Source organism: Curtobacterium sp. MCLR17_054 (assembly GCF_003234335.2).
GTDB lineage: Bacteria > Actinomycetota > Actinomycetes > Actinomycetales > Microbacteriaceae > Curtobacterium > Curtobacterium flaccumfaciens.
Genome location: NZ_CP126263.1, coordinates 1,767,205 through 1,787,250, shown reverse-complemented (window position 1 = coordinate 1,787,250; position 20,046 = coordinate 1,767,205). Strand labels below are relative to the sequence as shown.

The window sequence follows — 20,046 nt, the reverse complement described above, 5'->3', positions numbered from 1 at the left end:
GGGATCAGGGCGCTCGGTTCTAGAGCGCGCCGAGGTTGGTGTCGAGCTCGAACGGGGTGACCTGGTCGCGGTAGCGCTTCCACTCCTGCCGCTTGTTGAGCAGCACGAAGTTGAACACCTGCTCGCCGAGGGTCTCGGCCACCAGCTCGGAGTCCTCCATGAGGCTCAGGGCGTGGTCGAGGCTCGCGGGCAGCTGGCTGTAGCCCAGGGCCCGGCGCTCCGAGTCGCTGAGGCTCCAGACGTTGTCCTCGGCCTCGGCGGGGAGCTCGTACTCTTCCTCGATGCCCTTGAGGCCGGCGGCGAGCAGCAGCGAGTACGCCAGGTACGGGTTCGCCGCCGAGTCGATGCCGCGGTACTCGATGCGCGAGGACTGGCCCTTGTTCGGCTTGTAGAGCGGCACGCGCACCAGGGCCGAGCGGTTGTTGTGGCCCCAGGTGACGAAGGACGGGGCCTCGTCGCCGCCCCAGAGCCGCTTGTACGAGTTGACGAACTGGTTCGTCACCGCGGTGATCTCCGGCGCGTGCTTGAGCACCCCGGCGATGAAGTGCTTGGCGGTCTGCGACAGCTGGTACTGGCCACCGGCCTCGTAGAAGGCGTTCTGGTCGCCCTCGAACAGCGAGACGTGGGTGTGCATGCCGGAACCGGGCTGGCCGGAGATCGGCTTCGGCATGAACGTCGCGTAGACGCCCTGCTCGATCGCGACTTCCTTCACCACGGTGCGGAAGGTCATGATGTTGTCCGCCATCGTCAGTGCGTCGGCGTAGCGGAGGTCGATCTCGTTCTGCCCGGGGCCGGCCTCGTGGTGCGAGAACTCGACCGAGATGCCGAGGTCCTCGAGCATCCGGACCGACCGGCGGCGGAAGTCGTGCGCGCTGCCGCCGGGGACGTTGTCGAAGTAGCCGGCCTGGTCGACGGGCTGCGGGCCGCCGTCCTTCCACTCGCGGCTCTTCAGCAGGTAGAACTCGATCTCGGGGTGCGTGTAGAACGTGAACCCTCGGTCGCTCGCCCGGGCCAGGGTGCGCTTCAGCACGTTGCGGGGGTCGGCCACGGCGGGCTGCCCGTCCGGCGTCGTGATGTCGCAGAACATCCGCGCGGTGGGGTCGATCTCGCCGCGCCACGGCAGGATCTGGAAGGTCGAGGGGTCCGGGTGTGCCAGGACGTCGGCCTCGTAGGAACGGGTGAGGCCCTCGATCGCGGAGCCGTCGAACCCGATGCCCTCGGCGAACGCGCCCTCGACCTCGGCCGGGGCGATCGCCACCGACTTCAGCGTCCCGATGACGTCCGTGAACCAGAGTCGGATGAACTTGATGCCGCGCTCCTCGATGGTGCGGAGCACGAAGTCCGTCTGCTTGTCCATGCACGACCTTTCCGTGTATCGGGTGGCCGCTGGCGGGCCTCGTCCCAGGCTAGTGGTCCGGCGGTGTGCGCGGGGCCGTGCGACGCGCCGTCACCGGGGCGCCGGCGGAGCGCCGGCCGCGGAGCTCAGCGGTCCTCGGCGTCCCACTTCTCGTTGTTCGCGGCGATGCGGTCGAGCGCGTGCTGCGCCTCCTCGCGCGTCGCGAACGGGCCGATCCGGTCGCGCTGCGGGGACTGCGGGCCCTGCTCGACCTGGCCGGTCTTGTCGTTGAACCACCACTGGGACTCGATCCGTTCTTCGCTCATGCCGCCCACCGTACCCACGCAACCGTCTGGAGGCCCGGTGCCGGTCCGGCGGACCGGCACCGGGCCTCCAGGCAGTCACGTCCACCACGTCGGGCCGCACCCCGGGGCGTTGTGCTCGGCGCGTCGCGCCGCGGCTAGAGTGGTCCGCATGCCCCGGGACGAACACGGACACCTGACCGCCGGCCGCATCTCCCCGCACCGCGCCGTCCCGAAGGACATCGAGCGTCCGGAGTACGTCGGGAAGGTCGAGCCCCACGAGCACGGTCTCGGTGACACCTACACACCGGACGAGGTCGAGCGCATCCGGGTCGCCGGACGCATCGCGTCGCAGGCCATCGACGCCGTCGGCGAAGCCATCCGCCCCGGTGTGACCACGGACGAGCTGGACCGGATCGGGCACGAGTTCGTCGTCGCGCACGGTGCCTACCCCTCCACCCTCGGCTACCGCGGCTACCCGAAGTCGCTCTGCTCGAGCCTCAACGAGGTCATCTGCCACGGCATCCCCGACGACACCGTCCTGCAGGAGGGCGACCTCGTCAACATCGACATCACCGCCTACAAGGACGGCATGCACGGCGACACGAACCGCACGTTCGTCGTCGGGCAGGCAGCACCTGAGGTGTCGGACCTGGTGACCCGGACCGAAGAGGCACTGCGTCGCGGCATCAAGGCCGTCGCCCCGGGCCGGCAGGTCAACGTGATCGGCCGCGCGATCGAGGCGTACGCGAAGCGCTTCGGCTACGGCGTCGTCCGCGACTACACCGGACACGGCGTCGGTCGGGCGTTCCACTCCGGCCTGATCATCCCCCACTACGACGCACCGCAGTACGACACGGTGATCGAACCCGGCATGGTGTTCACCATCGAACCCATGCTCACGCTCGGCGGCATCGAGGCCGACATCTGGTCCGACGACTGGACGGTCTCGACCCGTGACAAGTCGTGGACCGCGCAGTTCGAGCACACCCTCGTCGTCACCGAACGCGGCGCGGAGCTCCTCACCGTCTCCTGACCGGACACCTCCGGCAGGCAACCGAAAGGCACGACAACCTCATGACCTCCCTCGCAGTCGGCGTCGACATCGGTGGTACGGGCATCAAGGGCGCGATCGTCGACGTCGCGTCCGGCGCCCTCACCACGGACCGCATCAAGAAGGCCACGCCCGAGGGCGGGAAGCCCCAGGACATCACGGCGGTGGTCAAGGAGATCATCGGTGAGCTCGCCCCCGGTGACGACGTGCCCGTCGGGGTCTGCTTCCCGGCGATCGTGCGGGACGGCAAGACGATGTCCGCCGCGAACGTGTCGAAGAAGTGGATCGGCTTCGAGGCCGAGGCGCTGTTCGAGAAGGAACTCGGCCGCTCCATCCACTTCGTCAACGACGCCGACGCCGCCGGGTTCGCCGAGCAGCAGTTCGGTGCGGCCAAGGGCAAGGACGGCCTGGTCATCGTGACGACGCTCGGCACCGGCATCGGCACCGCGCTCATCAACGACGGCGTGCTCATCGTCAACTCGGAGCTCGGGCACCTGGAGATCGAGGGGCACGACGCCGAGTCCCGCGCCTCGTTCGCCGCCAAGGAGCGCGACGACCTGTCGTGGAAGCACTGGGCGAAGCGCCTGCAGAAGTACTACTCGACGCTGGAGGCCCTGCTCTCCCCGGAGCTCTTCGTCGTCGGCGGCGGGGTCTCGAAGCAGTACGAGGAGTTCCTCCCGCTGCTCGACCTGCAGGCCGACATCATCCCCGCGACGCTCCGCAACAACGCCGGCATCATCGGTGCCGCGACCCTGGCGGCGCGCAGCGTCTAGTCCGGGTCGCGCGTACCTGGTCGGGGGTACTTGGTCGCGCGCGTACCTGGTCGAATCGGGCGTACCCGGTCGGAACTTCCGACCAGGTACGCCCGTTCTCATCAGGTACGCGTGTGCGTGGGGCTCCCCTCGCATCGGGCGCCGCGGAGCCGGGTAGACTCGCTCCAGCGAATGGGTCGGTGAGACGGTCGCGTCGCTCCCCCGGGAGCGCCGAGGAACGTCCGGGCTCCACAGAGCAGGGCGGTGGGTAACACCCACCCGGAGCAATCCGCGAGACAGTGCCACAGAAAGCAGACCGCCGGCGGCAACGTCGGTAAGGGTGAAACGGTGGTGTAAGAGACCACCAGGGGTCCGGGTGACCGGATCCGCTCGGTAAACCTCGCCCGGAGCAAGGTCAGACAGAGGACGTTGAGGCTGCTCGCCGAGTCCTCGGGTAGACCGCTGGAGGCCGACGGCAACGTCGGTCCGAGAGAGATGGCCGTCACCGCCGTGCAAGCGGCGGGACAGAACCCGGCGTACGGCCGGCCCATTCGCCCCTTCTCCGTGCCGCGTCGGTCCACGCGGACGTCGCGCGCGGCGCGCGCGGTCACGACGCCCCGCTCAGGTTCGCGGAGTGGTCACCAAGTGTCGGCCGGCAGGGCCGCAGCCGACAGTTCGTGACCTTTCGGCGCCCGGCGAGCGACGCGGTGCGACCAGCCCACGACGGACCGGAGGCGCGGTGCGTCGCCGCCACGGGCCTCTCGTCAGGCGGCACGCACGGTCACGACTCCCCGCTCAGGTTCGCCGAGTGGTCACCAACTGTCGGCCGGCACGACCCCAGCCGACAGATCGTGACCGCTCGGCGGCACGCACCCGACGCGTTGCGACCAGCCCACGAACGGACAGGAGGCGCGGTGCCAGCTGGCACCGCGCCTCCGCCACGGACGTCGCTCGCGTCTACAGCCCGGACTCGGCCGTCCGCACCAGGATCGCGTCGCTGTCGGGGCACAGCACCACGTCGTCAGGCGCAGCCCGGCGGATGGTCTGCAGGTCGGAGTTGTTGAGCGCCACGCCCGAGGCCGTCGACACGCCACCCTGCAGCAGCGAGGCGCCGAAGCCGTAGCGCGCACGCTGCCGGTCGTACAGGGCGAGCAGCTCGGCCGGCACCTTGGCGGCGACGTCGGCACGGGCCTGCTCGGCGGACTCGCGGTCGGCCGTGAGCCGGGCGATCTCGGCGTCGCGCTCGGCGACCAGGCCACCGCGGGCGGCCTCGACGTCGGCGAGCTTGGCCTCGATGTCACCGACCCGGGCGCGGAGGCCGTCGAGGTTCTCCATGATCTCGAGCTCGGCGGTCTCGAGGCCGCCGATGCGCCGCTGCAGCGAGTCGAGCTCGCTCTGCAGTCCGGCGGCGTCCTTCGCGTTCGCGACGTTCTGCAGCATCGTGGTGTCGCGTTCGACACGGGCCTGCGCGACCGCGGTGTCGGACTCCAGGCGGGCGAGGTCGCGCTCGGCGTCCTCGACCTCGCCGGTGGCGGCGACGAGTTCGCTCCGGAGCGCCGCGGCCTGCTTGCTCAGCTCGGTCAGCTGGTCGCCCTTCTGCAACGACGTGATGCGGTGCGCGATGCGGGTGACGTCGTTGTCGAGACGCTGGACGTCGAGGAGGATGACCTGGTCCTCGGGTGCTGCCTTCATGGTCAGGCTCCTTCTGTGGGGGTGGTGGGTTCGGCGGCCGGCAGGACGGCGAAGTCCCACGGGTCGGTGCGGAGGTCGCTCACGGTGACGCGGACCCCGGCCCGGGTGCGCAGCTGCTCTGCGGCAACGTCGAGCCAGAGCCACTCGGTGGCCCAGTGCGAGGTGTCGATGAGCGCCGGTCCGCCGCCGAGGAGCGCCTGTTCGCGGAACTCCGAGGCCGGGTGGTGCCGCAGGTCGCTCGTGATGTAGACGTCGGCGTCGAGTACGGCGGGGTGGCCGAGCAGCGAGTCGCCGGCACCCGCGCAGAGCGCCACGGTGCGGACGGACTGGTCGAAGTCACCGGAGACGCGAACCCCGGTGGCCGTGGGCGGCAGCAGGTCGACGAGCTTCCGGGCGAGGGCGCCGAGGGTCGTCCCCTCGGGCAGCACGCCGACGCGACCGATGCCCGTGTCGGGGTCAGTTCCGGCGTCGAGCGGTCGCTGCGCGGTCAGCCCCAGGCGGTCGGCGAGGATCGCCGAGGTGCCGGTCGTCACGACGTCGGCGTTGGTGTGCGCCGCGAGCAGGGCGCTGCCGCCGCGAACGAGGGTCGCGAGGACGCTGCCCTTGTAGGTCGACTCGGCGATCGTCGTCACCCCGCGGAGCAGCAACGGGTGGTGCGTGAGCAGGAGCCCGGCACCGAGTTCGACGGCTTCACGGGCGGTGGCCGGCACCGCATCGACGGCGAGGTGCACGTGCTCGACGGTGGCGTCCGGGTCGCCTGCGACGAGGCCGACGGAGTCCCACGACTCGGCACCGGCGGCGGGCCACAGGTCCTCGATCACGGCCTGGAGTTCGCGGAGCGTCGGCATCCCGTCAGTCTACCGAGGCGACCGCCCCGCACGGGGCAGCCGGTCCGTGTGGGGTGATCCGGGCCTCCAGGCAGTGCAGCCGGAAGCGGGGTGACCGGAAGCGGTGCAGCCGACCGCGCCGCGGCCGCGGGTCGTCAGCGACGACCGAGCAGGCCGAGCAGGCGGTCGACGAGTCGCGACCACCAGCCGGCCGGGGCCGGCGCTGCCGCCGTGGCGGAGTCGGTGTCGGCTTCCGTCGCGTCCACGACGTGGGCCGGGACGACGGGTGCGGCGACGGCGTCCGGCAGGACGACCGGCGTGCTCGCGGTGACGCCCTGGTGCGCGGTGAGCGCTGCGGCGAAGGCCGCGCGGTCGATGACCGTCGGCCCGGTGGCGGGCAGGACGAGCGGGGTGGGTCGCGTGGCCGCGGACACCGGGGACACGGCCGGGAGGCCCAGCACCGGTCGGACGGGTTCGTCGCGTTCCGGGGTGACGAGTGCCACCACCGGCGCGGCTTCCGCGGTGGGTGCGGCCTGCGCTGCTGCGGGGACGCTCGGTGCTGCGCGGGTCGGCACGGGTGCCGGCCGGGTGACGAGCGCCACCGGCGCGGTCGCTGCGCGGCGGGCTGCGGCACGGTCGCGGCGGTCCGCCTCGGCGGCGGCGTCGGTGAGCAGGTCGGCGAAGACGGTGTGGGCGAAGGCGCGGGCGGCCGTCACCTCGGGGTCCTCCGAGCCGGCGACGGTGGCCTCCCACGCGGCGAGGCGGGCGAGGTCCTCGTCACGGCGGCGGACCTCGTCCTCGAGCAGGACGATGCGCTCGATGCTGCTGCGGCCCGTGGACGACGACACCTCCACCGCGAGGTCCTCGATGCGCAGGGCCAGACGCTCCGGCGGCTCCGGGAACGACGGGGCGCAGACGGCGGCGTGGCGGGCGCGGTCGCGGCGGAACGCGGGGGCGGCGACGGGTGCCGACCGGGTCGTCTCGTCGGCCGGTGCCGGGGTGGCGACGTGCGCCGGGATGGTCAGCTGGTCGGCGGTCGTCGCGTCGGCGGTTGCTTCGGCGGCCGCGGTGGTGGTGCTGCTCGCGGCGTGTCCGGGGCGCTGCACGGGGCCGGTGACGGGCGGGACGACGAGGTCCGGCACGTACGGGGCACGGGTCGCCGGTGCGTCGCGGAGCCACTCCTCGAGCTCGCAGCCGAACGGGTCCACGAGCGGGGTGCGTGCGCCGGACTGGGTCTCCATGTCCGAAGGATAAATATCGCGCGGGCCGAAACGCGGGACATCCGCGGTGTGTCGCTGCACCGCCTGCCATATCGGCGCGGAGTTGAGCGGCGTGTCGCACCCCGTGGTCACCGAGGTGGGCGGAGGCCGTCCTCGAACGCCCGCAGCAGTTCCCGGCCCGCGGGCCAGGCACCGACGCCACTCGCGACGTTCACGTGCCCGAGGGCGCCGACTCGGACGACGTCCGCGCCCATCGCGTCGGCGAACACGAGCGCCCGGTCCGCGCTGCAGTACGGGTCGTCGTCGCTCACGACGAGGCGTGTCGGGACCTGCTGGGCAGGGGGCACCGGGCGCGGTGTCACGAAGCCCGCGGCCTCGTCCGGGAACGTGTCGCCGAGTGGGTCGGGCGGGGCGACGAGGAAGGCACCGGCGACGAGCGCGGGAGCGTCCGCCGTGGTGGCGAGCCAGTCGGCGACGGCCAGGACCCCGAGGCTGTGGGCGATGAGGACCGGGGGCTCCGGGCACGAGGCCGCGGCCGTCGAGATCGCGTCGCGCCAGTCGTCCGGGTCCGGGTCGCTCCACGAGGTGGGGGCGATGCGGACGGCGGCGGGCTGCTGGGGGCGGTGGTCGTGCTGGATGTGCTCGTCGTGCTCGTCGCGCTCGTCCTGCTGCTCCCGCTCCCAGACGGACTGCCAGTGGTCCGGGTCCGAGTTCCAGATGCCGGGGACGATCACCCACGGTCGCGCTCTGCTCACCGGGGCAGCGTAGCGAACCGGCGAGGCACCGTTCCGGAGTGTGACGCGCGGTGCGCTGCCCTGTTCAGAGCTGCGGGACCGCGCCCCGGGGCTGCTGCAGCGTGTCGCGCGGGTACTGCCCGAAGCGGGACGCGTACGCCGCCGAGAACCGGCCGAGGTGCGCGAAGCCCCAGCGCAACGCCACGCTCGCCACCGTCAGGTCGCCCGCCGACGCGCGGCGGAGTTCCTCGTGCACGCGGTCCAGCCGGATCCCCCGCAGCAACGCGTTCGGCGCCGTTCCGACCTGCCGCTGGAACGCCTGCTGCAGCCCCCGGACGCTCAGGCCGACGTGCTCGGCGACGTCGGTCGTGGTCACGGGCGTGTGGGCGAAGGCGTGCATGAACTCCACGGCCTCGCGGACACGACCAGTGGCCCCCTGCGGCAGCGCGACGTCGGGGGCGATGGTCTCGTGCGGGAACGTGTCGAGGAACGCCAACGCGGTCTCCCGCACGGTCTCGGCGAGGGCCAGTGCGGTGAGCGGTGCCGGGCCGAGCACGATCGACGCGGCGCGCTGCACCCGGGCGTTCCAGGCGCGGAGGTCCTCGGGCCGGGGCGCTGCGGTGTGGTCGAACACGAGGGGGCCGGGCCGGGTGCCGTGCACCTCGGCGGCGACGCCCTCCAGGTATGTGCGGTCGAACTGCACGAGGCTCTGGCGGACGTCCTGCAGGTCGAACACGAAGGGACGCCGCGTCGGGAACACCCGCGGGGCCCCCGGTGCGAAGTCGACCTCCTGGCGACCGACGTCGACGCGGCCACCGCCGTCCGACGTCCACATCACGACGTACTCGTCGGGGACCTCGACCTCGCCCTGCATCCGCCCGTCGAACCGGGTGGAGCGGAAGGTCATCGATCCGTCGCCCACGACCTGGAATCGGTACGCGAACGGACGATCGGTCCGGGACGCCGAGAACCCCGTGCTCTCGTAGGCCTCTTCGTACAGTTGCACGGCCGCGTCGAGTCCGGCGCCGGACGTCTCGAACCGGATCCGGGGATCGGGCTCGACAGTCATCGCGCGAATCGTGACACGGTATCCGGGAAACGCGACAATCGCCGACCCGTCATTGCGGTTTACGGCCCACGGAGTGCGCTGGGCGGACGACCGCTGCGACTCGGCCGATCGATGACGGCCGTGCTCCCGCTCAGTGCCGGGAGCGCAGCACCGTCCAGCGGTTCCGGTCGGCCACGCGTTCGTACCGCAGGTCGTCGACGACCATGCGGACGAGCGCGAGCCCGCGACCGCCCTCGGCGAAGTCGTCGGGCAGCACGGCGGCGTCGGGATCGACCGTCGCCGCGACCCCGTCGTCGGACAGCAGCGCCTGGAAGCGCTCGTCGCCGATCTCGAGCCGGAGCTCGCACGAGACACCGTCCGGGCGGGCGCCGTGCTCGATGACGTTCGAGGTGAGTTCGACCAGGGCGAGCTCGAGGGCCATCCGGTCCTCGGCGGCGACGGACGGCTCGTGCTGCCAGACGCCTGCGAGGAAGTCGTGCACGGCGGACACGTCGTCCGGGGGGCACGCCAGTGCGAGCATGTGCTCGGCGACGGGGGCGGTCATCACCAGTCGGTCACCGCGGCGTCCCCGTCGGGGTACGTCCGCAGGATCTTGTCGATGTTGGAGAGCTTGAGCACCATCTGGACCTGTTCCGACGGCGCCGCGATGCGGAGGTCGCCGCCGGCCTGGCGTGCGGTCTTCAAGCTGCCGACCAGGGCGCCGAGGCCGGAGGAGTCCATGAACTCGACCCCGGAGAGCTCGACCACGAGCCGCGAACGCCCGTTGCCGACGATCTGGGCGACGGTCTCGCGGAAGGTGGGCGCGGAGACCATGTTGAGCCGGCCGCTGCACTCCAGGACGGCGGTGTCGGTCTCCGCCTCGTGTACGACGATGTCCATCTCGGTGGGTCTCCTCAGATCGGTGCGCCTTGCAACCAGCAACCTACCGGCTCAGCCCCTCAGTTGTGGGACCGGTTTCGCCGCGTCGCCGTCACCTGGACCACGACAGCCGCGGCCATCAGCGCTGCCATCACCCCGCCCATCGCCAGTGCGGTGCCGCCGAGGGCGCCGGCGAGCGGGGTGCCGAGACCGCCGATGCCGAAGGTCAGGCCGCCCTGCAGGGCAGCCGCCGTGCCCGGGTGTGCCGCACCGACGTGCTGCGTGCGGGTCATCGCCGCCGGCAGGACGAAGCCCCACGCGGCCGTCACGACCGCGAGGGCGCACCACACCGGCACCGGCCCGAGCCCGAGGAGCGCCGACACCAGCACGGCCGTGGCCCCGACCGTCCCGACGACCAGGCCCAGGGTCAGCAGGGCGTCCTCGCTGAACCGCCCGACGAGCCGACCGAACAGCAGCGTCGTGACGATCATCATCGACGCGTTCGTGGCGAAGACGAGCGTGTACAGCCCCTCGGAGAACCCGAACTCCGACTGGAACACGAACGAGCTCGTCGCGATGTACGCGAAGAACCCCACCGTCGACAGCACCCCGCTCAGCACGTAGGCCCGGAACCGCGGGATCGCCAGGAGCTCGCGGATCCGCTGCCCGTTGGCCGCGAACCCGACCCCGCCACGCCGCTCCGGCGGCAGGGTCTCGCGGAACCGCAGGACCACGGCCACGAAGAACACGGCGCCGAGCACGGCCAGCACGACGAACATGAGCCGCCACGTCCCGACCGTCAGCACAGCTCCCCCGGCCAGCGGGGCCACCACGGGTCCGATCGCGTTGATGGCCGCGAGCGTGCCGAACACCTTCGCCATCCGGGTGCCGCTCGTCACGTCGGACACCATCGCCCGACCGGCCACGGCACCCGCGGCTCCGGCGAGTCCCTGGGCGACGCGGGCCACCACCAGCGTCACGACGTCGGGCGCGAGCGCGCAGCCGACCGACGCGAGGGCGAACAGGGCGGTCCCGGCGACGAGCATCGGCCGACGACCGATCCCGTCGCTCACCGGTCCGACGAGCAGCTGGCCGACCGCGAAGGCCACGAGGAACGCCGTGAGCGACAGCTGCACGGCGCCGGGCGTCGTGTCGAGGTCGCGCGCGATGGCCGGGAGTGCGGGGATGTACATGTCCGTCGCGAACGGCGAGACCCCGACGATGAGCGCCAGCGGCACGATCGGGGGCAGCACGGTCGTCGTCGGTCCCGGGCTGCGCTCCGTCGTCACCTCGGACACGCTACGCGTCCCCGAATCGATTCGACGGGCACTTCGTGAGCAGCAATGGTCGGTTCGCGGTGCCGGAGGCGACCGTTCCTGCTCACGAAGTGCGGCCCTGGACCTGCGCGGGGACGGACGGGAGGCCCGGTGCGGGCCCGCCACGGGCCTCCCGTCCGGGGACGCGCGCGGTCACGACACCCCGCTCACGTCCGCCGAGTGGTCGCGTTCCGTCGCCCGGCGACGGCGCAGCCGACGCTTCGTGACCACTCGGCGGTGCGGCCCGGGACGTGCGCGCGGACGCACAGGAGGCCCGGTGCCAGCTGGCACCGGGCCTCCTGTCCGTCGGGTGGGGGCGTCAGCCCGTGTTCTGCAGGCCGGCCGCGATCCCGTTGACGGTGAGCAGCAGGAGCCGGTGGTCAGCGTCCGTCGGGTCCGTGCTGCCGGACGTGCGGATGGCGCGCAGCGCACGGAGCTGCAGGTGCGACAGTGCGTCGACGTACGGGCTGCGGAGGCGCACGGCGCGGGCGAGGACGGGTCGGTCCTCGAGCACGTCGCTGCCGCCGGAGACACGGAGCACCCAGTCGCGGGTGCGGACCATCTCGTCGAGCACCTTCGCGGCGAGGTCGTCGCGGTCGGCGAGCTCGAGGTACCGGCGGGCGATGTGCTCGTCGGTCTTCGCGAGCGACATCTCGACGTTCTTGATCATCGCGGCGAAGAGCGGCCACTCGGCGTAGGCGGCGCGGAGGACCTCGACGTCGCCGACGGCCTCGAGCGCGGAGCCGAGCCCGTACCAGCCGGCGAGGTTGATGCGCGCCTGCGTCCACGAGAACACCCACGGGATGGCGCGGAGGTCCTCCAGCGACTCCACCGACAGGCCACGACGGGCCGGGCGGGAGCCGAGGGGCAGCAGGCCGATCTCCTCCATCGGGGTGACCCGGGCGAACCAGGGCGCGAAGCCGTCGGCCTTGACCAGGTCGTAGAAGGCGACGCGCGAGACGTCGTCGAGCTGCTGGGCGAGGTCGGCGAACCGGGCGGCCGCGGCGGCGGTGCGCGCCTCGTTCGACGGCGTCGACGCGAAGAGCGTCGCCGAGGCCATCTGCTCGAGGTGGCGGGCGGCGATGTCCTGGTCGCCGTACTGGGCGAAGATGACCTCGCCCTGCTCGGTGAGCTTGAGCCGGCCGTCGATCGATCCCGGCGGCTGCGCGAGGACGGCCTCGTTGGCGGGACCGCCACCGCGGCCGAGCGAACCGCCGCGGCCGTGGAACAGGGTCAGCTCGATGTCGTTGTCGCGGGCCCAGTCGGCGATGCGGGCCTGGGCGTCGTACAGCGCCAGGTTCGCGGACACCGGGCCGACGTCCTTCGACGAGTCCGAGTAGCCGAGCATGACCTCGAGTCGACGGCCGGTCGCGGCGAGGCGTCGCTGGAACGCCTCGGTCCGGACGGCCTCGTCGAGGATGTCGACGCTGGCGTGCAGGTCGGCGAAGGTCTCGAACAGCGGGATGACGTCGAGCACCGGCGCAGCCTCGGCGGACCCGAGCGCGGCGACCGCGAGCTCGTGCACGTTCGCCAGGTCCGCCGGGGACTGCGTGAAGGAGACGATGTACCGGTTCGCCGCGCGGACGCCGTAGCGGGACTGCAGCCCGGCGATCGTGCGGAAGACGGCGAGGACCTCTTCGGTGGTCTCGCTCAGTTCGCCACCGGCGCGGATCTCGGCCAGGGCCGTGCGGTGCACTTGCGAGTGCTGGCGGACCTCGAGCTCGGCCAGGTGGAACCCGAAGGTCTCGACCTGCCAGATCAGGTTCTGCAGCTCGCCGTTGGCCGGGCGGATCGCGCCGGCGGCGACGAGCGACGCCTGGATCGTGCGGAGGTCGGCCAGCAGCGCCTCGGGGCCGTCGTAGGCCAGTGGCGTGGTGCCGGTCCGGGTGGCGTCGATGCGCGCGGCGACGAACAGGAGCGCGCGGCGGTGCGTTTCGTTCGGTGCGCGGACGCCGATGCGCTCGGCGATGCCCGGGTCGAGGGACTCCTGCGCGGCGACGAGGGCGGTGAGCCCGGCGTCGGCGGGGGTGTCGCTCGCGTCGAGCGTCAGGGCGCTGCCGATGCGCGTGGTCGCGCGGGCGAGGCCGAGCAGGATGTGCTCCGCCGCGATCTCGGCGGCCTGGCGGGTGACGTCGGCCGTCACGTGCGGGTTGCCGTCGCGGTCGCCGCCGATCCAGGTGCCGAACCGCACGAACGCGGGGGCGATCACGGATGCGCGGCCGGCGTCGTCGCCCTGCAGCCGGTCGTCGAGCAGGCGGTAGACCTGCGGGACGATCTCGAACAGGGTCTGGTCGAACACGCTCATCGCGGTGCGGACCTCGTCGAGCGGGGTCGGCCGGGTGGTGCGGAGCGGCGAGGTGCGCAGGAGGGTCGTGATCTCCTCGAGCAGGCGGCGCTCGTTCTCGGCGCGGGCCGTCGCGTTCCGGGCACGGTCGCGCTCGTCGATGAGGTCCGTGATGCGGCGGACACCCGTGGTGACCGCGCGGCGGCGGGCCTCTGTCGGGTGGGCCGTCAGCACCGGGTGGAACCGCAGGGTGCGGAGGCGCTCAGCGGCCTCGGCCTCGCCGACCTCGGCGACGAGCTCGGCGTAGGTGGCGGGGAACGAGTCGCCGGCCACGCCGCCGTCGTCACCGCGCTGCCGGAGGACCCGCACGCGGTGGTGCTCCTCGGCCAGGTTCGTCAGGTGGAAGTAGGTGGTGAACGCCTGTGCCACAGCCTCGGCGCGTTCGGCCGACATGCCGGAGACGATCGCCTGGGCACGCGCTGCGCCCTCGGCGTGGTCGCCCTCGTAGGCGTCGATCACGGCGGCGCGCAACGACTCCACGTCGTGGAGCAGTTCGTCGCCCCCGTTCTCCCGCAGCACCCGGCCGAGGAGGTTGCCGAGGTACCGGACGTCGGCGCGCAGGTCACTGTCGACCGCACCGCTGACGTCGTCCCGCGCGCGCTCGTGGCGTGCAGATCCGTCGATCGCCGTCATGGAGTCCTTTCCGGGTCGTCCGGGAGGCTGGTCCCGGGTCCCAGCAGCGTATCGGCACCCGGGGGCGCATGACGTCGACCGTCCGGACGGACGCGGAGCGGGGTCCGGACGGACGCGGGGCAGGGTCCGAGCTGGCCTGCGCGGCGACCGCCGCTGTGCGGTCAGGCCGTGACGGCGGCGACCGTCGTGTCCCCCGGCTCCTGACGGAACGGAGCACGGCGGGCATCGAGGCCGGCGAGCAACCCCCGGTTCAGGTCGTAGGCGAGCTCGACCTCGGCGATCACCCGCTCCTGCTCGTCGGCCGTCCAGGGCGCGGCGTCGAGCTGGGCCCGGTAGGTGTGCTCGAAGTCGCTCGGGTCGGCGACCTGGTCGAAGATGTAGAAGAGGACACCGTTCGTGTCGAACCCGAACCGCTCGGCCAGCACCTGCCCGATCACGTGCCCGCCGGACACGTCGCCGAGGTACCGCGTGTAGTGGTGCGCCACGAAGCCGCCGGGCCACTCCGCCGCGACCTCGTTGAGGCGTCGCACGTACGCGGTCGTCGCGGGCAGCGGGCACACCAGCTCGGACCAGTCCGGGCCGATCAGGTACTCGAGGTCGGCACGGATCGCCGGCATCCGGGTGAGCTGCGCGGTGACGAACGGCGCCGCGACGGGGTGGTCGGCCATGCGTTCCGCCGCCCGCTCGAGCGCGTCGTACACGAAGGCGTACTGTCCGAGCAGGTCCGCGTAGTCGGCGACGTCGCAGTCGCCGCCGAGCAGGTCCTGCATGAAGCCGCTCGTGGCCGAGGCACCGTGCGAGCGCCGCGTGCGACGCCGCAGCAGCTCGGAGAACGGGATGACGGTCGAGTCCATGAGGTAAGGCTAACCTTAGTGATGCGCGCGTCAAGCAGGGATCACCCAGGTGGCGCCGAACCCGCGAGAGGAAGCTCCCCCACGATGAGCTCGAAACCCAAACGCCCCCAGCACGTCTTCGTCGTCGACCGCACCGAACGGCTCTCGCCCCACATGGTGCGCGTGCACCTGGGTGGCTCGGCCTTCGAGGACTTCGTCGCCCAGGCCGACCCCGACCGGCTCGGTGCGACCGACAAGTACGTCAAGCTCCTGCTCGCGAAGCCGTCGCTCGGACTCGTGCCGCCGTACGACCTCGAGGCCTTGCGCGAGACCCTCCCAAAGCACGACCGCCCGGCCCGCCGCACCTACACGGTGCGCGCGGTCGACCACACCACGCGGACCATCGCGATCGACTTCGTCGTCCACGGCGACGAGGGCCTCGCCGGTCCCTGGGCAGCGTCCGCGCAGCCGGGCGATCGACTCGCCCTGTCCGGGCCCGGTGGTGGCTACGCGCCGACCACCGACCCGGCGGTCACGCACGTGCTGCTCGGTGACGACAGCGCCCTGCCCGCGATCGGCGCGGCACTCGAGTCCATGCCCGACTCCGCCACCGGGGTCGCCCTGGTCGAGGTGGCCGGGCCCGCGGACGAGCAGGACATCCGGCACCCGGCCGGGGTCGACCTGCGGTGGCTGCACCGGGACGCCACCGGCGCCCAGCCGGGCACGCTCCTGCTGGAGACGGCCCGCGGGCTGCCGCGTGCCTCCCGGCCGGTCCAGGTCTTCGCGCACGGCGAGCGGACCGCGATGAAGGCGATCCGTCGGCTGCTGCAGGACGACTGGGGGCTGGAGAAGCGCGAGATGTCGCTGTCGGCGTACTGGGCGCTCGGTCGTGGCGAGGACGAGTTCCAGGAGGAGAAGCGCGAGCCCGTCGGGGTGATCTTCACCGACTAACGGCGGGCCTGCGTGTCTGTTCCTTCCCATGACGGGCGGGATGGCTGGTGGAAACGGGCGTAGCTGGTCGGAAGAACGGACCAGGTACGCCCGTTCTCGGTCGGTACGCCCGTTCTCGGTCGGTACGCCCGTTCTCGAGCGGTACGCCCGGATCGGCGGACGTGCGTGGCGCCCGTTTCCCGCAGGTACGCCCGTTCCTTCCCAGAACGGGCGCGATGGCTGGTGGGAACGGGCATACCTGGTCGGAAGAACGGACCAGGCACGCCCGATTCGACCAGGTACGCCCGGCACGCCCGATCTCGGTTGGTACGCCCGGTTCGGCGGACGTGCGGGGCGCCCGTTTCCCGCAGGAACGCCCGTTCTTTCCCAGAACGGGCGCGATGGCTGGTGGGAACGGGCATACCTGGTCGGAAGATCGGACCAGGTACGCCCGGTTCGACCAAGGACGCCCGATTCGACCAGGGACGCCCGGGACGCCCGGTGGGCCCAGCGCGCGCAGCGGCCGGGAGGCCCGGGGCACGTCGGTGGGTCGGGCTAGCGTTCGGCGCATGGTCACCTCGTCGTGCTGCGTGCCGGGTTGCGCAGGCGTGCTCGCGGACGGGCTCGCGGACGTCCCACTGTGCGGCGCGCACGTCGCGTTCGTCACCGACCTCGCGGCCGAACACCCCGGCATCGAGGACGCCCTTCCCGGGGCGTGCCCGGCGTGCGGGTCACGGATCGGGGTGCGCTACCCCTCGGGGATGGTGTGCGCCCGGTGCGAGTGGCGGTGGGGTGACGTGCCGGACGGCGACCTCGCTCTCCCACGGGTCGACGTCGTCTACTACCTGCGGATGCGCGACGACTTCGGCGACCGCATCAAGATCGGCACGACGATGAACCCCCGGCAGCGGCTCGCGGCGATCCCGCACCAGGACCTGCTGGCGTTCGAGCGCGGTGACCGGACCCTCGAACGCCGACGGCACGCCTCCTTCGCCGCCAGCCGGTACCCGGGTACCGAGTGGTTCCGGGTGACGCCGGAGCTCCTGGCCCACGTGGACACCGTCGCTGCCGGGGTCGACGACCCGTGGGACCTGCACGCCCGGTGGACGAGCGAGGCGCTCGCGCTCCGAGGCTGAGCCCCGACCGGGCGGTCGGGGCTCCTGCTCAGGCGGCCTGCAGCATGCGGTCGGCGGTGCGGAGCGAGAGCGCCATGATCGTCAGCGCCGGGTTCGCGATGACCGCGCTCGGGAACACCGAGTTGTCGGCGATCCACAGGTTCGGGACGTCCCACGAGCGGCCGTCCTGGTCGACGACGGAGGTCTCGCGGTCCGTGCCCATCCGCGCGGTGCCGATGGTGTGCGCCGTGCGTTCGAGCACCCGGACGTCCTGACCGCCAGCGGCCTCGACGATGGTCGTCATCGTGCGGACCGCGTGGCGGCGGATCGCCTCCTCGTTGGAGCCCGGGGTGAACGAGACCCGGGCACGCGGCACACCGTGCTGGTCGAGTTCGTCGGTCAGCTCGAGGCGGTTGTCGTCGTACGGCAGGCACTCGGCGTTGATGCCGACGCCGGCCGAGAACGGGTAGTCCTGCAACGCCCGGACGAGCTCAGCACCGCGGAGTCCGCCACCCCGCACAAGCGAGGTCGCGAAGGTCTGCGGCTGCACGCCCAGGCTCTGGATGAGGTAGCCGCCCGCGAAGTCGGCGTCCGCCGGTCGGACGAAGTCCTCGGTGATGATCGACGACGGGTACCCACGGTACGAGCGCATCGACTCGTCGAACCGCGCCCACACCTGGGTGGCTCCGTGCGCCGTGAAGTTCCGGCCGACCTGCCCGCTGCCGTTCGCGACACCGGTGTGCAGCAGCAGTCGCGGCGTCTCGACACCGCCCGCGGCGAGGACGAGGGTCCGGCAGCGCTGGCGGTGCTCGCGCCCGTCGGCGGTGTACAGGACCGCCTCGACCCGTCCCGCCGCGTCGAGCTCGATGCCGTGCACGAAGGACTCCGGACGGATCTCGGCACCGAACGCCACGGCGGCGGGCAGGTACGTCGTGTCCATCGACACCTTCGAGCCGTTGCGGCAGCCCTGGTGGCAGGAGCCGCAGGACACGCAGGCCTGGCGCAGCCCGTGGTGCTCCTGGTGCCGGTCCTCGGTCGTCAGGCCGACCGGGGCGTCGGTCGCGGTGATCCCGGCGGCCGCGGTGCCGCGCATCATCATGTCCGACGAGGCGTTCCGGGCCGGTGGGCGCATCCGGTACCGGCGGGAGGGGTCCCACGGGTAGTGCTCGGGGCCGGCGACGCCGACGTCGTGCTCGACCTGCTCGATCCAGCCGGTGAGCTCGGCGTGGCTGATCGGCCAGTCCTGCCCCGCGCCGCTCTCGGTCCGCAGCCGCAGGTCGTGCTCGCTCGGCCGCGGGGTGAACGCGCCCCAGTGCAGCGTCGAGCCACCGACGCCCGTGCCGCTGTTGTTGGGGCCGAAGGCCGTGGGGGCTCCGCCGCCGCTCAGCCGCTCGTCCATCCAGTTGATGTCACCGGGGGCGGCGACCTCGTCCGGGACGTGGTCGCCCGGCTCGGTGTTGCGGCCGGCCTCGAGCGCGACGACCGTCAGGCCTCGGCGGGCCAGCGATGCGAGGAGCGGTGCTCCCCCGGCCCCGGTGCCGACCACCACCACGTCGACGACGTCGTCCGTGCCGTACGTGCGTTGTCCGTCGAGTCTCATCGTGCAGCTCCGGTCGTCGGTGCGGTGTCCATCGTGGTGGCGGTGCCGGCGGGGGCCTCGGGTTCCCAGGCCTCGCGCTCGCCCGCCGCGAGCAGCTGGAAGCCCTGCTTGCGGACGCCGTCGCCGCCGTTCGCGTAGCCGTCGAAGTCGATGGCGGCCATGGTGGCGGGGTGTGCGAGCCAGTGCTTCACGAGGTCGACGCTGGCGTCCTCGAACCACGCGCGCAGCTGCTCGGCGTCGAGGTCGCCGTCGGCGCGGTACCGCCCGACAGCCACGGACTCGAGGGCCTGGTCGAGCACGCCGTCGCGGGCGGGTGCAGCGAGCACGTCGAGCGCGGCACGGTAGGCCTCGGCGTCCACCGGCAGGCCGTCCGGCCGCCAGCCGTCGCCGAGCCCCGCGGCCAGCTGCGCGTCGACCCGCAGCGCCAGGTCGACCTGGTCGGTGCCGGGCTGCGGGACGACGATCCGTGCGACGGCGCGCAGGGTGTCCAACTGCGTCGGCGTCAGCGCGTGGGGTGCGGCCGACGGGTCGTCGGGCAGCGCGCGCTCGGCGAGCAGGCCGCGGGTCCGGGCGCTGACCCGCGGCGAGGCGATCACGCGGGCGTGCTCCACGGGGACGACCGGCGACCCCGCGACCCGGCGCTGCCAGAAGTCGCGGATGCGCTCGGCCACGGCCTCGGGCTGTTCCCAGGGCAGCAGGTGTGCGGCGCCGTCGACGACGTGGAGCTCGCTGTTCGGCCAGTGCGGCAGGGTCAGGCGGCGCTGGGCGTCGGCATCGAGGTCGCCGTCCTCGGCGCCGGCGAGCACCAGGGCGGGCACCGGGTTCGGTGCGGCGTCCGACCAGTCCTCGCGGCTGCCGCGGGACAGCCAGTCCGTCCAGGCGGCGGGGTCGGTCCGCTCGACGTCCTGCACCGCCGCGATGTGCCGCGCGGGCGCCAGGGGCGACGCGGTGTTGGCGGCGACGAACTCCGCGGCGTCATCGGTGACGATCGGGCCACCGGCAGCCCACGAGAGCATCGTCCAGCGGCGGTCGTCGTCCATCGGCTCCGGAGCGAGCGGGGACGCGGCGAGGAGCACCACGGCCCGCAGCCCGAACAGGCCGTTCGCGCCGGAGATCGTGCGGTCGGCCACCACCGTGGCGACCTTGCCGCCCATCGAGTGTCCGAGGAGCATCCACTCCGTCGAGCCGCTCGCCCCGATCGCGCGCTCGACCAGGACGGCCATCTCCTCGACGGTGGTGCCGGACGACGCCGGGCTGCGGCCGAAGCCGGGCAGGTCGATGCCGATCAGGTCGAGGTCACCGAGGAGCTCGGCGCGCAGCAGCGCGAACTCCTCGGAACTCGCGCCGAGGGCGTGGAGACAGAAGACGGTGGTCACCCTGTATACCTACCCGTCGCTCGCGACCGCTCCCAGCCGGGCCGTACCCCGCCGG

18 protein-coding genes and 1 other RNA gene are annotated in these 20,046 nt (G+C 72.6%); 5 read left to right on the top strand and 14 right to left on the bottom strand.

The window, feature by feature from the left end; all coding sequences use genetic code 11:
* Positions 1 to 19 precede the first annotated feature (19 nt).
* Together glnA and DEJ08_RS08565 are read right to left on the bottom strand one after the other, a co-directional pair.
* A complete protein-coding gene (gene glnA, locus DEJ08_RS08570) occupies positions 20 to 1,357 on the bottom strand; it encodes a type I glutamate--ammonia ligase (protein WP_027465449.1) in 1,338 nt (445 codons plus the stop codon).
* 125 nt (positions 1,358 to 1,482) lie between these two features.
* Positions 1,483 to 1,662 carry an SPOR domain-containing protein gene (locus DEJ08_RS08565; RefSeq protein WP_111023013.1) on the bottom strand — a complete coding sequence of 60 codons (180 nt, stop codon included), beginning with the start codon at positions 1,660 to 1,662 and terminating at the stop codon, positions 1,483 to 1,485.
* A gap of 148 nt (positions 1,663 to 1,810) precedes the next feature.
* Here DEJ08_RS08565 and map point away from each other — a divergent pair, with 148 nt between their 5' ends.
* From map to rnpB, 3 genes are all read left to right on the top strand, one after another.
* Positions 1,811 to 2,674, top strand: coding sequence for a type I methionyl aminopeptidase (map, locus tag DEJ08_RS08560; RefSeq protein WP_071403965.1), 864 nt, complete (start codon positions 1,811 to 1,813; stop codon positions 2,672 to 2,674).
* Positions 2,675 to 2,715: 41 nt separating this feature from the next.
* Positions 2,716 to 3,465: a polyphosphate--glucose phosphotransferase gene (gene ppgK / locus DEJ08_RS08555; RefSeq protein WP_027465446.1), complete on the top strand. Its 750-nt coding sequence runs from the start codon at positions 2,716 to 2,718 to the stop codon at positions 3,463 to 3,465.
* A 172-nt stretch (positions 3,466 to 3,637) separates the two neighbouring features.
* An RNA gene (gene rnpB, locus DEJ08_RS08550) (RNase P RNA component class A) lies at positions 3,638 to 3,998 on the top strand.
* Positions 3,999 to 4,401: 403 nt separating this feature from the next.
* On the opposite strand, the gene DEJ08_RS08545 is transcribed toward rnpB, so the two are convergent.
* From DEJ08_RS08545 to DEJ08_RS08500, 10 genes are all read right to left on the bottom strand, one after another.
* The gene (locus tag DEJ08_RS08545; protein ID WP_027465445.1) at positions 4,402 to 5,136 is read right to left on the bottom strand and encodes a zinc ribbon domain-containing protein; all 735 of its coding nucleotides are present in this window, start codon (positions 5,134 to 5,136) and stop codon (positions 4,402 to 4,404) included.
* A 2-nt stretch (positions 5,137 to 5,138) separates the two neighbouring features.
* On the bottom strand, positions 5,139 to 5,984 hold the full coding sequence (locus DEJ08_RS08540; protein ID WP_111054596.1) for a Nif3-like dinuclear metal center hexameric protein: 846 nt from the start codon (positions 5,982 to 5,984) through the stop codon (positions 5,139 to 5,141).
* A 134-nt stretch (positions 5,985 to 6,118) separates the two neighbouring features.
* Positions 6,119 to 7,204, bottom strand: a complete 1,086-nt coding sequence (locus DEJ08_RS08535) for a hypothetical protein (protein WP_111054597.1) — start codon at positions 7,202 to 7,204, stop codon at positions 6,119 to 6,121.
* A gap of 107 nt (positions 7,205 to 7,311) precedes the next feature.
* A complete protein-coding gene (locus DEJ08_RS08530) occupies positions 7,312 to 7,938 on the bottom strand; it encodes an RBBP9/YdeN family alpha/beta hydrolase (RefSeq protein WP_111054598.1) in 627 nt (208 codons plus the stop codon).
* 64 nt (positions 7,939 to 8,002) lie between these two features.
* The gene (locus DEJ08_RS08525; protein WP_111054599.1) at positions 8,003 to 8,986 is read right to left on the bottom strand and encodes a helix-turn-helix transcriptional regulator; all 984 of its coding nucleotides are present in this window, start codon (positions 8,984 to 8,986) and stop codon (positions 8,003 to 8,005) included.
* Between the two features lie 130 nt (positions 8,987 to 9,116).
* Positions 9,117 to 9,530, bottom strand: a complete 414-nt coding sequence (locus tag DEJ08_RS08520) for an ATP-binding protein (RefSeq protein WP_035808261.1) — start codon at positions 9,528 to 9,530, stop codon at positions 9,117 to 9,119.
* Positions 9,530 to 9,865, bottom strand: a complete 336-nt coding sequence (locus DEJ08_RS08515) for an STAS domain-containing protein (protein ID WP_017886068.1) — start codon at positions 9,863 to 9,865, stop codon at positions 9,530 to 9,532. Before DEJ08_RS08515 ends, DEJ08_RS08520 begins: the two co-directional genes overlap by 1 nt.
* Before the next feature lie 59 nt (positions 9,866 to 9,924).
* Positions 9,925 to 11,133 (bottom strand): multidrug effflux MFS transporter, encoded by a 1,209-nt coding sequence (locus DEJ08_RS08510; RefSeq protein ID WP_258367079.1) that lies wholly within the window; start codon positions 11,131 to 11,133, stop codon positions 9,925 to 9,927.
* A gap of 346 nt (positions 11,134 to 11,479) precedes the next feature.
* A complete protein-coding gene (locus DEJ08_RS08505) occupies positions 11,480 to 14,137 on the bottom strand; it encodes a phosphoenolpyruvate carboxylase (protein WP_111054601.1) in 2,658 nt (885 codons plus the stop codon).
* Between the two features lie 161 nt (positions 14,138 to 14,298).
* Complete coding sequence (locus tag DEJ08_RS08500; protein ID WP_071406136.1) at positions 14,299 to 14,991, bottom strand: biliverdin-producing heme oxygenase; 693 nt, start codon at positions 14,989 to 14,991, stop codon at positions 14,299 to 14,301.
* Between the two features lie 84 nt (positions 14,992 to 15,075).
* Between DEJ08_RS08500 and DEJ08_RS08495 the strand changes: the two genes are divergently transcribed.
* Positions 15,076 to 15,921, top strand: a complete 846-nt coding sequence (locus DEJ08_RS08495) for a siderophore-interacting protein (protein ID WP_111030172.1) — start codon at positions 15,076 to 15,078, stop codon at positions 15,919 to 15,921.
* 548 nt (positions 15,922 to 16,469) lie between these two features.
* Complete coding sequence (locus DEJ08_RS08490; RefSeq protein ID WP_111054602.1) at positions 16,470 to 17,036, top strand: GIY-YIG nuclease family protein; 567 nt, start codon at positions 16,470 to 16,472, stop codon at positions 17,034 to 17,036.
* Between the two features lie 28 nt (positions 17,037 to 17,064).
* Here DEJ08_RS08490 and DEJ08_RS08485 read toward each other — a convergent pair whose 3' ends face one another.
* Together DEJ08_RS08485 and DEJ08_RS08480 are read right to left on the bottom strand one after the other, a co-directional pair.
* Complete coding sequence (locus tag DEJ08_RS08485) at positions 17,065 to 18,615, bottom strand: GMC family oxidoreductase (protein WP_111054603.1); 1,551 nt, start codon at positions 18,613 to 18,615, stop codon at positions 17,065 to 17,067.
* The gene (locus DEJ08_RS08480) at positions 18,612 to 19,991 is read right to left on the bottom strand and encodes an alpha/beta fold hydrolase (RefSeq protein ID WP_111054604.1); all 1,380 of its coding nucleotides are present in this window, start codon (positions 19,989 to 19,991) and stop codon (positions 18,612 to 18,614) included. The genes DEJ08_RS08485 and DEJ08_RS08480 overlap by 4 nt, the downstream gene beginning before the upstream one ends.
* Positions 19,992 to 20,046 lie beyond the last annotated feature (55 nt).

Excerpts from the sequence above, each read along its gene's own strand:
- glnA (WP_027465449.1), bottom strand. The coding sequence starts at position 1,357 with ATGGACAAGCAGACGGACTTCGTGCTCCGCACCATCGAGGAGCGCGGC.
- DEJ08_RS08565 (WP_111023013.1), bottom strand. The coding sequence starts at position 1,662 with ATGAGCGAAGAACGGATCGAGTCCCAGTGGTGGTTCAACGACAAGACC.
- map (WP_071403965.1), top strand. The coding sequence starts at position 1,811 with ATGCCCCGGGACGAACACGGACACCTGACCGCCGGCCGCATCTCCCCG.
- ppgK (WP_027465446.1), top strand. The coding sequence starts at position 2,716 with ATGACCTCCCTCGCAGTCGGCGTCGACATCGGTGGTACGGGCATCAAG.
- DEJ08_RS08545 (WP_027465445.1), bottom strand. The coding sequence starts at position 5,136 with ATGAAGGCAGCACCCGAGGACCAGGTCATCCTCCTCGACGTCCAGCGT.
- DEJ08_RS08540 (WP_111054596.1), bottom strand. The coding sequence starts at position 5,984 with ATGCCGACGCTCCGCGAACTCCAGGCCGTGATCGAGGACCTGTGGCCC.
- DEJ08_RS08535 (WP_111054597.1), bottom strand. The coding sequence starts at position 7,204 with ATGGAGACCCAGTCCGGCGCACGCACCCCGCTCGTGGACCCGTTCGGC.
- DEJ08_RS08525 (WP_111054599.1), bottom strand. The coding sequence starts at position 8,986 with ATGACTGTCGAGCCCGATCCCCGGATCCGGTTCGAGACGTCCGGCGCC.
- DEJ08_RS08520 (WP_035808261.1), bottom strand. The coding sequence starts at position 9,530 with ATGACCGCCCCCGTCGCCGAGCACATGCTCGCACTGGCGTGCCCCCCG.
- DEJ08_RS08515 (WP_017886068.1), bottom strand. The coding sequence starts at position 9,865 with ATGGACATCGTCGTACACGAGGCGGAGACCGACACCGCCGTCCTGGAG.
- DEJ08_RS08505 (WP_111054601.1), bottom strand. The coding sequence starts at position 14,137 with ATGACGGCGATCGACGGATCTGCACGCCACGAGCGCGCGCGGGACGAC.
- DEJ08_RS08500 (WP_071406136.1), bottom strand. The coding sequence starts at position 14,991 with ATGGACTCGACCGTCATCCCGTTCTCCGAGCTGCTGCGGCGTCGCACG.
- DEJ08_RS08495 (WP_111030172.1), top strand. The coding sequence starts at position 15,076 with ATGAGCTCGAAACCCAAACGCCCCCAGCACGTCTTCGTCGTCGACCGC.
- DEJ08_RS08490 (WP_111054602.1), top strand. The coding sequence starts at position 16,470 with ATGGTCACCTCGTCGTGCTGCGTGCCGGGTTGCGCAGGCGTGCTCGCG.
- DEJ08_RS08485 (WP_111054603.1), bottom strand. The coding sequence starts at position 18,615 with ATGAGACTCGACGGACAACGCACGTACGGCACGGACGACGTCGTCGAC.